We start from the raw sequence: 17,729 nt of genomic DNA on the forward strand, positions 1-17,729 counted from the left end.
CCGCCGCGGCCGGCTACCGGGTGAAATCGGCGATCACCGGCGCGAGCTCGGCGGCGTTGGCGACGATGTCGATGTGCCCGCCGGAGTGCAGGTACAGCTTGGAACGCGGCAGCAGCCGGTTCATCACCCGGGCGTTGATCACCGGGATGATCGGGTCGTCGAGGCCCGCCACGATCAGCGTCGGCTGCCGGATCGCCCACAGCGCGTGGAGGCTGGTCCACACCGCCCCGGCGGCGAGCTGGTGGGCGTAGCCCAGCCGCGAACCCATCGACGACGGCCGGCGGAACAGGCTGGCCACCAGGTCCGGGTCCTTGCGCACCGCCCCGCCGTAGATCTCGGCGGCGATGTCGGCGGCGTATTCGGGATCCTGGAAACGCCGCGGGCTGACCATCTTCATCAACACGTGCGGCCGGGCAGGCACCATCAGGACGCCGGTGGCCGTCGATACCAGCACCAGCCGCCGGCAGCGCCGCGGATTCTGGAACGCGAACTGCTGGGCCAGCGCGCCGCCCCAGGACAGGCCGAGGATGTCGACCCGGTCGATGCCCAGTTCGTTGAGCACCCTGCCCAGCACCAGCGCCAAATACGGTATTCCGTAGGGCAACAACGACGTCGGCGATCCGCCGACCCCCGGAACGTCGAACCGCAGCACCGGCTTGTCGGCCGGCAGCGCGTCGACGAACGGGTCGAGCACCTCCAGCGCGGTACCGATCCCGTTGCAAAGCACCAGCGGTGTCCCTTGTCCGCGTTGGTATTCCACCCGAATCCTCTGCCCGTAGGCGGGGATCATCTGGGTGTGCACCGATTCGCGCTCAGTGCTCATGGACATATTCCCCCGGCGCCGGCGAGCGGACCGGAAAGGCCTTGGAGCCCAACGAATCCGGAGCATCCTTGTCCTCACCGCGCTGCTTGAGCCAGGCCGCGTAGTCCGGCCACCAGGAATCGGCGGCCTTCTCCGCCGACTCGGCCCACTCCTCGTGACTCTCGGAGTCCGGGGGCCCGAAGCGGAAGGACGCCCGGGGATTTCCCGGCGGGTTGACGATCGCGGCGATGTGGCCGCTGGAGGACAGCACGTAGCGCACGTCGTCGCTGCCGAACAGCCGGGAGCTGCGGTAGGTGGCCGGCCAGGGGCAGATGTGGTCGGTGACGCCGCCGACGACGTAGATGTCGGCGGTCACCTTGGACAGGTCGACTTCGGTGCCCAGCATGGTCGCCGCACCTGGATGGGCCAGCGCGTTGGTCATGCCGGTGGTGACCATGTCCCGGTGCAGCGCGGCCGTCATCCGGGTGGTGTCTGCATTCCAGTAGAGGACGTCGAACGCCGCCGGGTCCCGGCCCTGGATGTAGTTGTTGACCCAGTATCGCCAGACCAGGTCGGTGGGCCGCAGCCAGGCGAACACCTCGGCCAGGGCGGCCCCGTCGAGGTAGCCCTTGCGCGCGGACTTGCGGATCGCCGCCTGCCCCGACTTCTCATCGAGCGCGGCCGCGGCGAACCCGGCCTTGGACTGGTCGAGCACCGTGACTGCCAGCGCCAGGCTGGCCAGCCGCTCACCCTGGCCGATGGCGGTCAGGTGCGCGGCCACCATCGAGGCGAGCATGCCGCCCGAGCAGGTGCCCAGCAGGTGCACACGGTCGGAACCGGTGATGTCACCGATCGCGTCCATCGCCTCGATCATCGAACCGCCGTAGGTGTCGAAGCCCCAGTCCCGGTGCCGTTTGTGCGGATTGCGCCAGGACAGGACGAACGGCTGGATCCCCTGCGACACCAGGTATTCCATCAGGCTGCGGTGCGGAGCCAAGTCCAGCACGTAGTACTTGTTGATCACCGGCGGGATCACCAGCAGCGGGACCGTGGTGACGGTCGGGGTCGCCGGTGCGTACTGGATCAACTCGAACACCCGGGTTTTGAGCACGACGGACCCCGGGGTGACCGCCAGGCTGTCACCCACGGCGAACGCGTTGGCGTCGACCATGGCGGGCACCCTGGGCGCGGATCGCATGTCACGCACAAAGTTCCGCGCTCCCCGCACCGCGCTGAGGCCACCGGTGTCGATCATGGCCTTCCAGCCCAGCGGGCTCAGCAGGATGTTGTTGGACGGCGATCCACCCTCGACGACGTTGTCGATGACGAACTGCATCTGTTCGCGATCGCGCCAGTCCAGTTCCGCGTCGTCGAGCAGGTGCTGTGCGGTCTCGGAGGTCGCCAGATAGGTTTGCATGACCCGCTGCAGCACCGGGTTCTGGCTCCAGGCCGGGTCGGCGAACCGTTTGTCCGCTCGCCCCGGCGCCCGGTCGGAGGCGCCCAGTGCGATATCGGTCAACTCGCCGACCAGCGCACCGACCCGGCTGGCCACCGTGCCGGGGCGTTTGATCAGGTTGCCCGCGGTGCGCACCCAGGCGCCGTTGGGGACCATCCGCCGGCCGAAGCCGGTGGCGGACCGGATCAGCAGCATGTCCAGTGGTGCAGCCACCTCTTCGGCGGCCGTGTTCTCCCCAGTCACAATCAATCCAATTCTCGCGGAGGGATTTTCGGTCAGATGTCGGCAATCACATGTCGTAGCCTCCGTTGACGCTCCACACCTGGCCGGTGATGTAGGAGGAGGCGTCGGCGGCGAGGAAGTGCACCACCCGAGCGATCTCGTCCGGGTGGCCGAGGCGGCCGGCGGGAATCTGCGCCTTGAGCCGCTCCAGCGCCTTCGGCGGGATGGCCGCCGCCATGTCGGTCGCGACCAGTCCCGGCGTCACGGTGTTCACCGTGATGCCGATCGAATCCTCATGCTGTTTACCGGATTTGGCCAGCTGGAAGGAGGATTCCCGGGCCAGGGTCTTGGTGAGGCCGAACAGCCCGGACTTCGACGATGCATAGTTGGCCTGGCCGATGTTGCCGGTCTCGCCGACCACCGAGGACACGTTGATGATCCGTCCGGTGCCGCGCTCCAGCATGTGCTTGAGCGCAGCCTGCGAGATGAAGAACGCCCCGGACAGGTTCACCGCGAGGACGTTGTGCCAGTCCTCGTCCGTCATCGAGACGACCGGCTTGTCGCTGGTGATGCCGGCGTTGTTGACCAGGATGTCCAGCCGGGTGTGGGTGTCGATCACCTCGTCCACCGTGCGGCGGCAGTCATCGGGGGAACCGACGTTGCCCAGGTGCATCGAGGCCTTGGCCCCGTGGGTCGCGCAGATCCTGTTGAGCTCGTCGAGGAACCGGTCGGCGTCGACGCTCTGCCGGCTGTGCCCGACGGCGACGCTGGCGCCCTGGGAGGCCAGGCTGGTCGCGATGGCGGCGCCGATGCCGCGGGTTCCGCCGGTGACGAATGCCACGCGGCCGGCCAGTTTGTCCGTCTTCATCGTCATCTCCGCAGTTTCTTGAGGGCGATTTTCGCCGCGTTGGCGCCACACATGCCGTGCGCGCCGGGTCCCGGCGGGGTGGCCGCCGAACAGATGTACATGCCGTTGCCGCCCAAGCTGTAGGGCGATAGCGTGGTGCGCGGCCCGAACACCAGCTGGCGGATGTCCTTGGCTCCGGTGTTGATGTCGCCACCCACGTAATTGGAGTTGTAGCGCGACATTTCGGTGGTCGACCGAACCGCCTGGCCGACGATCCGGTCCCGGAACCCGGGCGCGAACCGCTCGATCTGGGCGGTGATGGCTTCGGTCGCGTCCCCGGCGTACCCGTTGGGCACGTGCGCGTAGGCCGACACCGGGTGGATGTCACCGACGCTGCGCTGCGGGTCCGCCAGGTACTGCTGGAAGGCCAGCACGAACGGACGCTCCGGCATCCGGCCGGCGTGGATATCGCGCTCGGTGGCGGCCAGCTCGGCGTATTCGCCGGCCAGGTGCAGGGTGCCCGCACGGCGGGCCGCCTCATTCGTCCACGGCACCCCTCCCTGGACGGCGAAGTCCACCTTGAACGCTCCCGGCCCGTAGCGGAATCGGCCGAACGCCCGGGACACCCGCCCGGGCAGCCGGTCGCCGAGGATTTCGGCGACCGCGGTCGGCGAGAGGTCGAACATGGTGATGTCGGCGGGCGGCAACTGCTCGGCCGAGGTGACCCGAACCCCGGTCTCGATCTTGACGCCCAGGTTGTCCAGCAGCCCGGCCATCGCATCGGTGATCGCCTGGGATCCGCCGGCGGCGACCGGCCAGCCGTTGTGATGGCCGGCGGTGAGGATGCCGACACCGATGGCAGAGGTCAACGGGTAGTGCAGCGGCCGGAAGGTATGGGCAGCAACACCTCCGAAGACGGCACGGGCCTCCGGCGTGCGGAACACCCGGGCCAGGGTCGAGGCGGGAAGCACCGTGGGGGCGCCGAACCGGGCCAACACCAGCGGGTGGTGCGGCGCCCGCAGCAGCGGGCCCATGATGTCGTCGGCAAGCAAGTCGAACCGGCGCGACGGATAGCCGAACATCCGCAACCACCGGGGGCCGTCGGAGCCCATGCCGTCGGCGGTCTCCTCGACCGACCGGTGCAGCACGCCGGCGCTACCGTTGTCCAGCGGGTGGACCATGTCGATCTCGGGCAGCGCCCACTGCAGTCCGTAGCGGTCCAGCCCGAGACCGGCGAGGAACTTCGAGCCGGCCGGCATCACGTGGATGGCGGCGCAGTTGTCGAACACCAGGCCCGGCATGATCGGCTCGCTGGAACGAACGCCACCGCCGATCACCTCCGCCGCCTCCAGAACCGTGACCTCGACGCCCTCGGCGGCCAGCGCGATGGCGGCGGCGAGCCCGTTGGGCCCGGCGCCGACCACCACCGCGGTACTCATGCGTTGGCTCCGTGCCCCAACTTCGCGCCGCGGGTCCAGGTGACGTTCAGCGGGATCGGGCCGTTGGGCAGCCAGGGCTGCTCCTTGACCGCATCGGCAACGTTCCACGTGCCCTCTTCGATCACACCGAGGGCCGCGTCGATGAGCTTGTAACGCTGGATACCGCTGCCGAAGGCCTCGGACTCGACCCAGGCGATCACGCACTCACCCGGGGCGAACTGCGCCTCGTCCTGCACCGCCTTGATCATGTTCACGTCGTGCAGGTGACCCTCGCCGAAGTTGAAGCCCATGATCGAGTTGCAGAGGAACTCACCTTCGCGGACCGTCCGGGTATCGATATCGGGCAGCCGACTGGTCAGCAGGGAGAACAGGCCGCGCGCCTGGCTGTGCATGCTGCGCCAGCCGATGGTGCGTTGCAGGCTGACCTCCGCCCAGCCGGGATCGAAACCGGCGGCGATGAACTGGTCGATCTGGTTGGGCGCCGACCGGGTCAGCTTGTTGAGCTTTGCCTCGGCACCCGGGGTGAAGGTCCACACCGCGCTGGCCCAGTTGCCGGCGTACTGGCGCAGCGATACCAGGAAGGAGATCTTGTCCGGGCGCAGGTTACCCAGCACCGGGAAGAACAGCATCGCCGCGGCCACCACCAGCACCAACCACCAGGGAGTCATGTCCCACGGGGCGAAGCCTTTGTCGTTGGGGAAGCCCAGGAACAGGAACACCGTGGTGTAGGCGAACATAACGTTCCACTCCAGCGGCACGGCGAGCGGGAAGGTGGAGATGATGAACAGGTGGAAGCAGAGCATGAAGATGGCCGCGATAACCGTCACCGTCCAGTTCGGCGAGAAGAACAGCAGCAGCGGCGCCGCGATCTCCACGAACGTTCCGTTGACGTGCGCCATGAAGTCGGCCACCCGGGACGGCCGCAGATCACGCGGGAAGTCCTTGTAGTGCATGCGCTTGACGAACTTCGGCAGGTACGGGGTGTTGGACACCATCGGCGGGATGACGTTGGAGAAGTGCTTGCCGAACTTGGAGAAGCCGGCGCCCACCCACACCACGACGATCAGCATCTTCAGCGCGATGATCATGTTCACGAACGGGAAGATGGAGAAGATGATCAGCGCAGGCAGGTACTGCTCACCGCGGGCACCCAGGAAGATCGTCTTGTCCCGCAATCCGTTGAGGATGAGCAGCGCGATGGGTGCGATCAGCAGCGACGGGTTCACCAGGCCGGCGTTCAACGAGATTCCCAGTTGGGCCATCGACTGGTCCATGTCGGCGTGGTGGATGCCCGAGAAGGCCAGCGCCACCACCAGTGAGACCAGCAGCGCCAGGTACAGCGTGACGTCCAGCACGTTGCGCCGATCCCCGGCGGTACCCGGCACCCAGGTCCAGGGCCGTAGCCGGATGGTGCCCGGCTTGGCCCAGAACAGGATCCCGCCGGTCATCGGCTTGATCTTGCCGGCCAGCGGGCCCCACGACCCGGCGATGCCGATCGATTCGAGCAGCACCGTCCAGAGGACCAGCTTCTGGTAGATGATCGGCTGGTTCCACCACTCCATCGGGTGCCAGAAGGCGGGCAGCTGTGACGTCGTCGTGGCAATCACCAGGCCGCCGATCGCATACAGCACCACGATCTTCACGATGTAGATCGTGTGGAACAGCTTCGGTGATCCGAAGCCGTTCTCCGCCCAGTCGGTGGACAGGATCTGGAGCCGCTCCAGCAACGGTTTCCGGAGAAAACTCTCGGGTTCGACGTCGGGCAACGTCGGTGTTTTGAATCCCATGATCGGTTCCTCCTACTGAATGGGACGGTGTTTAAACTGAATATCTTTGACGGTCAGCGGTTTTCGGCGACACGCTCGCGAAGACGCGGCTTGTGGATCTTGCCGACGGGGTTCTTGGGCAGGTCGTCGAGAATGGTGATCTGGGCGGGGTGTTTGAATTTCGACAGCACCGCGCGCAGATGTTCGGCGATGGCGTCAGGGCTCAGCTCGGCCCCGGAGTTCAGTGACACGAACAGGACGGGCTCCTCGCCGAGGACCTGGTGCGGGCGACCCACCACGGCGGCCTCGGCGATCTCGGGTAGCTGGTAGACGACGGCCTCGATCTCCTTGGGGTAGATGTTCTCGCCACCCCGGATGATCATGTCCTTGGCCCGGTCCACCAGGTACAGGTAGCCGTCGTCGTCGAGGCGGCCCACGTCACCGGTGTGCAGCCAGCCGTCGACGACGGTGCGTTCGGTCTCCTCGGGCCGGTTGAGGTAGCCGCGCATCACGTTGGCGCCCTTGATCAGAACCTCGCCGGACTCGCCGGCCGGCACCTCGGCGCCGCCGGCGTCGACGATGCGGACCGATTGCCCGGCCAGCGGCAGCCCCACCGAACCCTGCTTGCGGATTCCGTGCAACGGGTTGGCGAAGCTGACACAGGTGCCCTCGGACAGCCCGTAGCCCTCGATGAGCGGAATGCCGTACCGGCCCTGGAACTTCTCCAGCAGTTCGACGCTCGCCGGAGCAGCACCGCAGATGCCGAATCGCACCGACGAGGTGTCCGGCGCCACGTCCGTCGGCAGATCGGCGAGCATGGTGTAGATCGCGGGAACGGCCGAGAAGTACGTCGGGCGGGCGTCTTCGAGCCGGTCGAAGAACGACTTCGGGCTGAACCGGCCGGCGATGACGGCACTGCCCCCGGCGAGCAGCGGCGAGAGTGTGCCGATGACGATCCCGTTGACGTGGAACAGCGGCAGGATCAGCAGGCTGCGATCGCGCTCGGTCAGTTCGAAGTTGTCCACCAGCACGGAGCACATGGCGGCCAGGTTCGCGTGGTCGAGCATCACGCCCTTGGGCCTGCCCGTGGTCCCGCTGGTGTAGATCAGCAGCGCCAGCGCGTCGTCGGGCACCTCGGTGGCCCCACCCACGGTGACCGCCCCGGCCGCCAGGTCGGCGGGCGTCAAAACCACCGGCGAGGACACCTCGTAGTCGGGCACCGCCTCGCTGATCAGCACACCCGCACCGGCGTCGGCGATCTGGTAGCCGACCTCCGCGCCGGTCATCGTCGGGTTGATCGGGGTCACCGCGGCACCGAGCCGCCATGCGGCGAACATCGCGACCACGAAACTCGCCGTGTTCGGCAACATCACCGCCACCACGTCCCCGGCGGACACCCCCGCCTCCTGCAGCCGAGAGGCGGCCAGCGCCACGGCGTCGCGCAGACCGGCCCGGGAGTACTCCACGGCGTCGCCTGAAATGGCCGACGCCGTCGGATTCTGCTCGGCCAGCCGATCTGTCAGAAGTGCCAGGTTCACGATTCGCTCCCGAAGCTGCATTGGTGAGGCGGACGTCATAACGCTATGTCGCTGTGAGCGCGCACACATCGTTGTGAAACGAGAAGTTGGGGGGCGGTGTTGTCGCCGGGCGACAACACCGTCCCCCTGTCAATCGCGTAGTTCAGCGCAGTTTGGGGTGGTCGGCAGCCCGTTGAACCGGTCGGCCACCCAGCCCATGTTGCGTTCGCCGTCGACGTAGAGCGGCAGCAGGTTGTTGATGTCGAGCTTGTTGAACAGCGGTGGCTGCTCATTGGTCCAGAACTGCACGTCGGCACCCATGCCGCACCAGTCCTTGGCGGTCTCGCGCGCCGCGTGATAGGGCACCAGCGGGTCGTACCTGTTGTGCGAGATGTACACCGGACCAGTCGGTTTGATGTTGCCGACGCGCTGGGCCGCCAGCAGGCTCTTGAACGGATCGTTGGACACCAGGGCGTTCAGGTCGGTGTTGAACCAGAACTCCAGATGCCGGAACGCGTAGTCGACGCCGCCCTGCAGCAGGCAGGTGTGCCCGGACCAGTCGAGCATCTGCAGCCCGCGCGGGGTCAGCACATCGCGGATGGGCTGCTCGGTGTCCGGGTAGGCTGCGATGATGCCGCGCAGCAGGTAGCCGGCGAGCACGGCGAAGAAGTTCCCGTCGATACCGGGGATGGCCTCGGCGACGTCGGTGACCGGTGCGTCGGCCATGGTTCCGACGATGTTGAGCTCAGGTGCATAGGAACCGGCCATCTCCGCGGCCGACAGCGCGGCCTGGCCGCCGGAGGCATAGCCCCAGAACGCCACCGGACCGTCCGGGGTCAGCGAGGTGCCGGGCAGCTTCTTGGCGGCCCGCGCGGCATCCAGCAGCGCAGACCCCGCGGCGACGCGATTGAGGAACTGCGGCGACTGCGGGCCGTGCACACCCATGCCGACACCGTCGGTGATCACCAGAGCGAACCCGCGGGCCAGCATCGTCGCCCAGAATCCTTCCTCCATGTTGAACATCAGGTCGAAGCCCTGGGAGAAGTGGATTCCCTGGTTCATCAGTCGCGACGGGGCGCACTGCTCACCGGCACCGTACGGGCCGGTGGCATAGGCCAGCAGCGGACGGGGCCCATTGCCCGGCCAGGGCACGTCGGGCTCGATGTAGGTGCCCGTCACCGCCACCGGGTGCCCCTGGGCGTCGGTGCTGCGGTACATGATTCGCGTCCCCGTGCCGACATACGCGCCGAGCTGCCCGGAGGGCTCCAACCGTAGGGGCGAGTCCTCGGTCCGGATCAGGTCACCGTTGTGGCCGGCGGGCAGCGGCTCCGGCGGCGTGTAGAACTCCTCGTAGTAGCGGTCGTCGGCACGGGAGGTGGGGGCCCCGATCACCCCGCACGCCAGTGTCAGGGCGGCCACGGTCAGCACAACGACCAGCGCCGGCCACGCCCGGTGTGGGCTGCGGGCTCGGCGCTCGGCTGCCAATGCAGTCGGATTCATATCGGGACTCCCGGGGGATTAGGTGGAGACGGACGTCACGACGCTATGTATTTGTGATGGTGGGCACATCGTCGCGAAACGAGAAGTTCACCGGCGGTCGTTGTCTCCCGGAGACAGAGGCGCCAAATTCCGGCCATGCGAGAAGACCGGTGGATCTACGGTTGGCAGATGCCCCGCACCGACCACGACACCGCCGTCAGTGACGCCGGCGCCGTGGTCGTCCGGCAGCTGGCCGATCGCCTCGACGAGGTGACCGCAGAGATCCAGCAGTACCTGATCGCCGAGATCGACGAACTGCGCGGCGACGCCACCCTGCTCGACCTGCTGCGCGACAGCGTCGAGGGCAACGTCGCCACCATATTCGCCGCCGCCCAGCACACCATCCCCATCGAGCCCGACGAGCCGCCGCTCGCCGCCCTGGAATACGCGCGCCGGCTGGCCCAGCGCGGAGTCGCCCCCAACGCGCTGGTGCGCGCCTACCGGCTGGGCCAGCAGCGACTGCTGGCGCTGGTCGCACAGGAGATTCGCCGTCGCGAGCTGGACCCGACCCTGGAACTCGACGTCTTCGACGAGATCGCCACCGTCACCTTCATCTACATCGACTGGATCTCACAGCGCGTGGTGGAGACCTACCAGGACGAGCGCGACCGGTGGCTGGAGAACCGAAACAACATGCGCGCGGTCCGGATTCGGGAGATTCTGCGCGAATCACCGCTGGATGTCGATGCGGTGGAGCAGGAGATGCAGTACCCGTTCGGTCGCTACCACCTCGCACTGATGCTCTGGTTCGATTCCGAGGAGGCCGGGAACAAACTGGGCCGACTGGAGCAGCACGCCCGCGAGCTAGCCGGCTGGTTGGGGGCCGGCGAACCACCACTGTTCGTCGCGACCGACCGCATCACCGGCTGGGCGTGGATCCCGCTGAGCGCCCAGAACGCCCGCAGCGCCCCGGTGCGCATCCGCCAGTTCCGGTCGGATCATCCTGATCAGCCCGAGGTGGCCGCCGGTGCGGCGTTGCCCGGCATCACCGGGTTCCGCTATTCGCATCAGCTCGCAACATACGCCCGCTCCGTCGCGCAGGCCTCCGGCACACCGCCCGCCCGCATCACCTCGGCGGCCGAACCCGGACTGGTCGCCGCCGCCCTGCTGGGTTCCGACCTGGCGCAGGCGCGCACCTGGGTGCAGATGGTCCTGGGTCCGCTGGTCACCGACACCGAACCCGACGCTCGCCTGCGCAACACCCTGCGACTGTTCCTGCAGGCCGGTTCCAGTTTCAAGGGCGCCTCCGAGGTGATGAACCTGCACGCCAATTCGGTGAAGTACCGGGTTCAGCGGGCCATCGAGCGACGCGGCATGGCGATCGACGACGACCGCCTGGACGTAGAGATCGCGCTGTTGATGTGCGCCTGGTACGGCACGGCCATGCTGAAACCGGCCGGTTGAGCGAGTGCAGTATCGACCTTTGTCTCGCGGCGACAACCCGGCAGCGATTCTTCATCGTGCACAACGGTGCGCACCGCCCGCGTTCTTTCTAACCTTCAGTGACGCCCGTTGACGATCGAGGAGGATTGTGGTGGCTGCATGGGGTGGAGACCCTTCGTTCGATTTGTTCCAGTTGCCCGAGGAGCATCAGGAGTTGCGGGCGGCGATCCGTGCGCTGGCGGAAAAGGAGATCGCTCCGTACGCCGCCGACGTCGACGCCAATGCCCGGTTCCCGCAGGAGGCCCTCGATGCGTTGGTGGCCAACGGGTTCAACGCGGTACACGTGCCTGAGGAGTACGGCGGCCAGGGCGCGGACTCGGTGGCGGCGTGCATCGTCATCGAAGAGGTCGCTCGGGTGGACTGTTCGGCGTCGCTGATCCCGGCGGTCAACAAGCTGGGCACCATGGGCCTGATCCTGCGGGGTTCGGACGAGCTCAAGAGCCAGGTGCTGCCCGGCATCGCCGCCGGGGACACCATGGCCTCCTACGCGCTTTCCGAGCGCGAGGCCGGTTCGGATGCCGCCGCGATGCGCACCCGCGCCAAGGCCGACGGGGACGGCTGGATCATCAACGGTTCCAAGTGCTGGATCACCAACGGCGGCAAGTCCGACTGGTACACGGTGATGGCGGTGACCGACCCGGACAAGGGCGCCAACGGCATCTCGGCGTTCATGGTGCACAAGGACGACGAGGGCTTCTCGGTCACCGGGTACGAGCACAAACTCGGCATCAAGGGCTCCCCGACCGCGGAGTTGGCGTTCGAGAACTGCAAGGTTCCCGGGGACCGGATGATCGGTGATCCGGGCACCGGGTTCAAGACCGCGCTGGCCACCCTGGATCACACGCGTCCGACCATCGGGGCGCAGGCCGTCGGGATCGCCCAGGGTGCCCTCGATGCGGCGATCGCCTACACCAAGGACCGCAAGCAGTTCGGCACTTCGGTGTCGACGTTTCAGGGTGTGCAGTTCATGCTCGCCGACATGGCGATGAAGCTCGAAGCCGCCCGGCTGATGGTCTACCACGCCGCCGCCCGCGCCGAGCGTGGCGAAACCAATCTGGGATTCATCTCCGCCGCGTCGAAATGCTTTGCCTCCGACGTGGCCATGGAGGTCACCGTCGACGCCGTGCAGCTCTTCGGTGGGGCCGGCTACACCGTCGACTTCCCCGTCGAACGGATGATGCGCGACGCCAAGATCACCCAGATCTACGAAGGCACCAACCAGATCCAGCGCGTCGTCATGAGCCGCGCACTGCTCAAATAACCTGGCGCGCCGCCGCCCGGCCGGCGGCGCGGCCGCTGAAGATACAGCCGCCGACGAAGGTGCCCTCCAGCGAGCGGTAGCCGTGCACGCCTCCGCCGCCGAAACCCGCGGCCTCCCCCGCCGCGTACAGGCCGGGGATCGGGTCACCGTCGGCGCCGAGCACCCGCGAATCCAGGTCGGTGTGCAGCCCGCCGAGGGTCTTGCGGGTCAGCACGTGCAGTTTGACCGCGATCAGCGGCCCCGCCTTGGGGTCGGTGATGCGGTGCGGGGCGACCACCCGCGACAACCGGTCGGGCAGATAGGCCCGCGCCCCGCGGATGGCGGTGATCTGGCCGTCCTTGCTGAACCTGTTGGCGACCTCCCGGTCGCGGGCGGTGACCTCGGCGGCCACCGTGGAGTAGTCCAGGGGTTCGACGTCGGGCAGTTCGTTCATCTTCTGCACCAGCTCGGTCAGGTTCGACGCGGAGACGAAGTCGACACCGCGGTCCACGAACGCCTGCACCGGGCCGGGAGCGCCGGGGCGCACCCGGGCCAGCACCTGAGGGATGCTGCGGGAGGTCAGGTCGGGGTTCTGCTCCTGGCCGGACAGGCCGAACTCCTTCTCGATGATCCGGGCGTTGAGCACGAACCAGGTGTAATCGTGGCCGGACTTGGTGATGTGGGCCAGCGTGCCGAGGGTGTCGAAGCCGGGGTACAGCGGCCCGGGCAGCCGGCGTCCGGTGGCGTCCAGCCACAGTGACGACGGTCCGGGCAGGATCCGGATGCCGTGGCCCGGCCAGACCGGGTCGTAGTTGGTGATGCCCTCGGTGTAGTGCCACATCCGGTCGCGGTTGATGACGGTGCCGCCGGCCTCCTCGGTGATGCCGATCATTCGGCCGTCGACGTGGGCGGGCACCCCGGTCAGCAGCTGGCGGGGTACCTTGCCGAGCCGGCGCGGCCAGTTCTTGCGTACCAGATCGGTGTTTCCGCCGATGCCGCCGCTGGCGACGACGACGGCCTGCGCCCGGAACTCGAAAGCGCTCAACACGTTTCGGCTCGATGCCACGCCACGGGCGGCGTCCGAAGGCTCCAGGATCGCCCCGCGCACCCCGGTCACGACGCCGTCCTCCACGATCAGGTGGTCGACGCGGTGGCGGTGGGCGAACCGGACGCGCGGGTTGCCCAGCAGCCGGCGGGCGAAGATGTCGACCAGCGCCGGGCCGGTGCCCCAGGTGATGTGGAATCGGGGCACCGAGTTGCCGTGGCCGCGGGCGTCGTAACCGCCGCGTTCGGCCCAGCCGACGATCGGGAAGATCTTCAGTCCGCGCTCGGCGAGCCAGGCGTGCTTCTCCCCCGCCGCGAACTCGACGTAGGCCTGGGCCCATTGGCGCGGCCAGTAGTCCTCGTCCCGGTCGAATGCGGCGGTGCCCATCCAGTCCTGCAGGGCCAGCTCGTAGCTGTCGCGGATGCCCATCCGGCGCTGCTGGGGACTGTCGACGAAGAACAGCCCGCCGAACGACCAGTACGCCTGTCCGCCCAGGTTGCCGGCGTTCTCCTGGTCGAGGATCAGCACCTGCCTGCCGCGCTCGACGAGTTCGCAGGCGGCGACCAGCCCCGCCAGCCCGGCTCCGACGATGATGACGTCTGCGTCCATGGGGCCAACGCTAGTCTGCGCGGGCCCACCCGGGGCTCAGGCGGCGCGAGCGACCCGGTCTGCGTCCCAGCGGTAGACCGTCGGCTGGTGCCCGTGCGCCAGGGTGAGGTCGACGGCCTGCAGCAGCGCCTGGCGCGGCGCGGGTGCGCGGAGCTGTCGCGCCGTGACGTTGAGCCGGACCACGCCGCCGCGCCGGGCGACCCGGTCGGCCGAGCGCAGCAGGGTGCGGCACCACCACGGCTCGGACTGCAGTCCCCCGCCGGCGCCGAGGACCCGGGCCCGTTCGGCGCGGTCGCGCACCAGGTCGACGATCTCCGCCGAGGACGCCAGCAGCCGGAAACCGCACTGGGGCAAGGCGGCGACGGCACCCGGTGAGGCGTGCCAGTGGGGTGCGGCGAAGAGCCGGGTTCGCAGACCAAGTTGTTCGAACGCCCGGTCGGCGGCCAACAGCCGCAGTTTGGCCTCGTGCGCCGACAGTTCGGCAAACTCGCCGCGGCGGCCCTTACCGGCCTGGTCGTAGCCGTGCAGCAGCACCGCATCCCCGGCGTCGCGCCGGGTGTGCAGCCAGTCCACCGTGGCCGGATCCTCGGCCAGCCGATATCCGCCGGGCAGCCGCGGGGCCACCAGCAGTGACGCCGGCACGCCGCGCTGCGACAGCGCCGCACAGAATGCCGACACCGGGGTGAGTGTGTGCCGGGAGATCCCAGACACCGAGACGATCAGTCGTCCTGTCACTCCCGCAGTGTCGCGCCCCCGGGTGACGAATCGGTGTCCGCGACAAGGACGGCGGCCGAACTGTCCGCGCATCCTGAGGTGCACAACAGCCAGGCGTACTGGAAGGCCACTTCCCGCCACCGCTCGTAACGGCCGCTGACTCCGCCGTGACCGGCGCTCATCTGCGTCTTCAGCAGCACTGGGTGCGCGTCGGTCTTGGCGTGCCGCAGCGCGGCAACCCATTTCGCCGGTTCGACGTAGAGCACCCTGGTGTCGTTGAGTGAGGTCATCGCCAGGATCGCCGGGTAGTCCCGCGGCCCCACGTTCTCGTACGGCGAGTAGGACGCCATGTAGTCGTAGACGTCTTTGTCCACCAACGGGTTTCCCCATTCGTCCCATTCGGTGACGGTCAGCGGCAGCGACGGGTCGAGCATCGAGGTCAGCGGGTCGACAAACGGGACCTGCGCGAGGATGCCGGCGAACAGTTCGGGCGCCATGTTGGCGACCGCCCCCATCAGCAGACCGCCGGCGCTGCCGCCGAGCGCCACCTGCCGGTCCCCGGTGGTCACCCCGGTGTCCACGAGATGGCGTGCGACCGCGATGAAGTCCGTGAAGGTGTGCACCTTGTGCAGCAGTTTGCCGTCCTCGTACCAGCGGCGGCCGAGTTCGCCTCCGCCGCGCACGTGGGCGATGGCGAACACCATGCCGCGGTCGAGCAGGGACAGCCGGGCGATGGAGAACCGGGGATCCTCGCAGGCCTCGTACGCTCCGTAGCCGTACACCAGCGCCGGCGCCGGGAAGGTCACGTCACGGCGGCGGATCAGCGAGATCGGCACCCGGGTGCCGTCTTCGGCGATCGCCCAATCTCGGTGTTCCACATAGTCATCGGCGTGGTAGTCGCCGAGCACCGGTTGCTCCTTGAGCAAGATCCGATCACCGGTGGCCAGGTCGAGGTCGTAGATGCGCAGCGGCACCACGAACGAGGTGGCGGCGAACCGCAGCCGCGCCGGATCCCAGTTCGGATTGGCGCCCAGCCCCACCGACATCAGTTCCGAATCGAAGCCGATCTCCTGCGGCGACCCGAATTCACCGTTGGTTCCGATGGGCCACAGCTGGATTCGGGGCAGGCCGTCGCCGCGGTAGCTGACCACCAGGTGGCGGGCGAACGCGTCGACGCCGTCGATGCGGACGTCGTCGCTGCCGGCGATCAGCGTGCGCTGGTCGCCCGGGTCGGCGACCGGCGCCACCGTCATCGCGAAATTGACCGCACCGTCGTTGTGCACGATCAGGAAGTGGTCCGTGCCGCCGAGTACCGCGTGCTCGGCCGAGTACTCGATGCCGTCGCGGCGGCCGAGGATCGAGACGAACTCCGCCGTCGGATCGGCGGCGTCGGCGTAGAACACCTCGGAGGTGACACCGGAGCCGGAGGCGATCATCACGTACCGGTTGCTGCGGGTGCGCCCGACGCCGAGCCAGAACCGTTCGTCGGGTTCGTGATACACGCGTTCACCGGGCTGCCCGGATCCGATCCGGTGGCGCCACACGGTGTCGGTGCGCCACGCGTCGTCGACGGTCAGGTAGTACACCGTCCGGTTGTCGGCCGCCCAGGTGACTCCGGCGGCGATCCCGGTGATGGTGTCCGGGTAGTGCGATCCGGTGCGAAGGTCCTTGAACCGCAGGGTGTACCGCTCGTCGCCGACGGTGTCGACGGCGTACGCGAGCACGTTGCCGTCGAGGCTGACCGCGACCGCCCCGAGGGCGAAGAACTCGTGGCCGTCGGCGAGTTCGTTCTCGTCGAGCAGGATCTCCTCACCGGGGATCTCGGTGTGCTCGTCGAATTGCGGTGGCACCCAGGAATCGTCGAGCGCGGGGCAGCGGCACTGCAGTCCGTACTGACGGCCCTCGTAGCTGCGGGCGTAGTACCAGTGGTCGCCGCGCCGGGTCGGCACCGACAGGTCGGTCTCCTTGGTGCGGGCCTTGATCTCGTCGAAGATGGCGCCGCGCAGGTCCTCCTGGTCCGCGGTCACCGCGTCGGCGTAGGTGTTCTCGGCTTCCAGGTAGGCCGTCACGGCGGCGTCGTCCTTGTCGCGCAACCACTCGTACGGGTCGACGAAGACGCGGCCGTGGTGTTCGCGGCGGACGTCGAGGCGCTTGGCGACGGGCGGGGTCACCGGGTGGGTCCCAGCCAGTCGGCGAACGACAACCCGGAGATCCGTTCGTAGGCCTCGATATAGCGCTCGCGGGTCGCGTCGACGATGTCCGGCGGCAGCGGTGGGGGCCCTGCGTCGCCGCTGCGGTCCCAGCCGGTCTCCGGCGCCGTCAGCCAGTTGCGGACGAACTGCTTGTCGAAGCTGGGTTGCACCACACCGGGCCGGTAGTTCGCGGCGTCCCAGTAGCGCGAGGAGTCCGGGGTGAAGACCTCGTCGGCCAGCCGCAGTTGGCCGTCCGCGTCGACGCCGAACTCGAACTTGGTGTCGGCGATGATGACGCCGCGGGTCAGCGCGTGGTCGGCGGCCTGCAGGTAGGTGGCCAGCGTCAGCCGGCGGAGCTGGTCCGCGCGCACGGCGCCGACCAGTTCGATGACGTCGCCGTAGCTGATGTTCTCGTCGTGGTCGCCGATCTCGGCCTTGGTGGCCGGGGTGAACAGCGGCTGGTCGAACCGACTGGCCTCCTCCAGGCCCGGGGGCAGGTCGATGCCGCAGACCCGGCCGGTGCGCTGGTAGTCGGCCAGGCCGGAGCCGGTGAGGTAGCCGCGGGCCACGCACTCCACCGGCATCATGTCCAGTTTGCGCACCACCAGGGCGCGGCCGAGCACCTCGTCGGGAATGCGCGGGTCGTCCGGCGGTCCGGCCAGGTGGTTGGGCGCGTCGACCAGATCGAAGAAGAACACGCTCATCGCCGTCAGGATCCGGCCCTTGTCGGGGATCTCGGTGTCCAGGATGAAGTCGTAGGCGGAGATCCGGTCGGTGGCGACGAACAGCAGCGTGTCGGCATCGATGTCGTAGAGCTCGCGGACCTTTCCGCTGGCCAGGTGCCGGTAATCGGTCAGGGCGGGACGCATCGGATCAGCCTAACGACTCCGCGCGGGGC

Annotated in this window: 13 protein-coding genes; 2 read left to right on the forward strand and 11 right to left on the reverse strand. The window is 68.2% G+C overall.

Annotated elements, in window-relative coordinates; all coding sequences use genetic code 11:
- Positions 1-13: 13 nt before the first annotated feature.
- The 7 genes from phaZ to G6N16_RS20695 form a co-directional block, all read right to left on the reverse strand.
- Positions 14-829: a poly(3-hydroxyalkanoate) depolymerase gene (phaZ, locus tag G6N16_RS20665; protein ID WP_083031687.1), complete on the reverse strand. Its 816-nt coding sequence runs from the start codon at positions 827-829 to the stop codon at positions 14-16.
- Positions 813-2,453: a PHA/PHB synthase family protein gene (locus G6N16_RS20670; RefSeq protein WP_083031704.1), complete on the reverse strand. Its 1,641-nt coding sequence runs from the start codon at positions 2,451-2,453 to the stop codon at positions 813-815. The genes phaZ and G6N16_RS20670 overlap by 17 nt, the downstream gene beginning before the upstream one ends.
- Before the next feature lie 94 nt (positions 2,454-2,547).
- Positions 2,548-3,354: a 3-oxoacyl-ACP reductase family protein gene (locus G6N16_RS20675; RefSeq protein ID WP_083031689.1), complete on the reverse strand. Its 807-nt coding sequence runs from the start codon at positions 3,352-3,354 to the stop codon at positions 2,548-2,550.
- A complete protein-coding gene (locus G6N16_RS20680; RefSeq protein WP_083031690.1) occupies positions 3,351-4,766 on the reverse strand; it encodes a phytoene desaturase family protein in 1,416 nt (471 codons plus the stop codon). Before G6N16_RS20680 ends, G6N16_RS20675 begins: the two co-directional genes overlap by 4 nt.
- Entirely contained in the window at positions 4,763-6,553 is a 1,791-nt protein-coding gene (locus tag G6N16_RS20685; protein ID WP_083031692.1) for a DUF3556 domain-containing protein, read from the reverse strand. Before G6N16_RS20685 ends, G6N16_RS20680 begins: the two co-directional genes overlap by 4 nt.
- A gap of 53 nt (positions 6,554-6,606) precedes the next feature.
- Positions 6,607-8,070, reverse strand: coding sequence for a class I adenylate-forming enzyme family protein (locus G6N16_RS20690; RefSeq protein ID WP_083031693.1), 1,464 nt, complete (start codon positions 8,068-8,070; stop codon positions 6,607-6,609).
- 129 nt (positions 8,071-8,199) lie between these two features.
- Positions 8,200-9,549: a lipase family protein gene (locus G6N16_RS20695; RefSeq protein ID WP_083031695.1), complete on the reverse strand. Its 1,350-nt coding sequence runs from the start codon at positions 9,547-9,549 to the stop codon at positions 8,200-8,202.
- Between the two features lie 168 nt (positions 9,550-9,717).
- Here G6N16_RS20695 and G6N16_RS20700 point away from each other — a divergent pair, with 168 nt between their 5' ends.
- A complete protein-coding gene (locus G6N16_RS20700; RefSeq protein WP_083031706.1) occupies positions 9,718-10,992 on the forward strand; it encodes a PucR family transcriptional regulator in 1,275 nt (424 codons plus the stop codon).
- 130 nt (positions 10,993-11,122) lie between these two features.
- Complete coding sequence (locus G6N16_RS20705) at positions 11,123-12,292, forward strand: acyl-CoA dehydrogenase (protein WP_163787937.1); 1,170 nt, start codon at positions 11,123-11,125, stop codon at positions 12,290-12,292.
- On the opposite strand, the gene G6N16_RS20710 is transcribed toward G6N16_RS20705, so the two are convergent.
- From G6N16_RS20710 to G6N16_RS20725, 4 genes are read right to left on the reverse strand one after another with little or no spacing between them, the layout of a single operon-like run.
- The gene (locus tag G6N16_RS20710) at positions 12,285-13,925 is read right to left on the reverse strand and encodes an FAD-binding dehydrogenase (RefSeq protein WP_083030372.1); all 1,641 of its coding nucleotides are present in this window, start codon (positions 13,923-13,925) and stop codon (positions 12,285-12,287) included. The genes G6N16_RS20705 and G6N16_RS20710 overlap by 8 nt on opposite strands.
- A gap of 36 nt (positions 13,926-13,961) precedes the next feature.
- Positions 13,962-14,660 (reverse strand): DUF2334 domain-containing protein, encoded by a 699-nt coding sequence (locus tag G6N16_RS20715; protein ID WP_083030373.1) that lies wholly within the window; start codon positions 14,658-14,660, stop codon positions 13,962-13,964.
- Positions 14,657-16,810, reverse strand: coding sequence for a S9 family peptidase (locus G6N16_RS20720; RefSeq protein ID WP_234805804.1), 2,154 nt, complete (start codon positions 16,808-16,810; stop codon positions 14,657-14,659). The genes G6N16_RS20715 and G6N16_RS20720 overlap by 4 nt, the downstream gene beginning before the upstream one ends.
- Entirely contained in the window at positions 16,807-17,700 is an 894-nt protein-coding gene (locus tag G6N16_RS20725; RefSeq protein WP_083030374.1) for a phosphoribosylaminoimidazolesuccinocarboxamide synthase, read from the reverse strand. Before G6N16_RS20725 ends, G6N16_RS20720 begins: the two co-directional genes overlap by 4 nt.
- Positions 17,701-17,729: the final 29 nt, after the last annotated feature.

The organism is Mycolicibacterium insubricum, from assembly GCF_010731615.1.
Lineage (GTDB): Bacteria > Actinomycetota > Actinomycetes > Mycobacteriales > Mycobacteriaceae > Mycobacterium > Mycobacterium insubricum.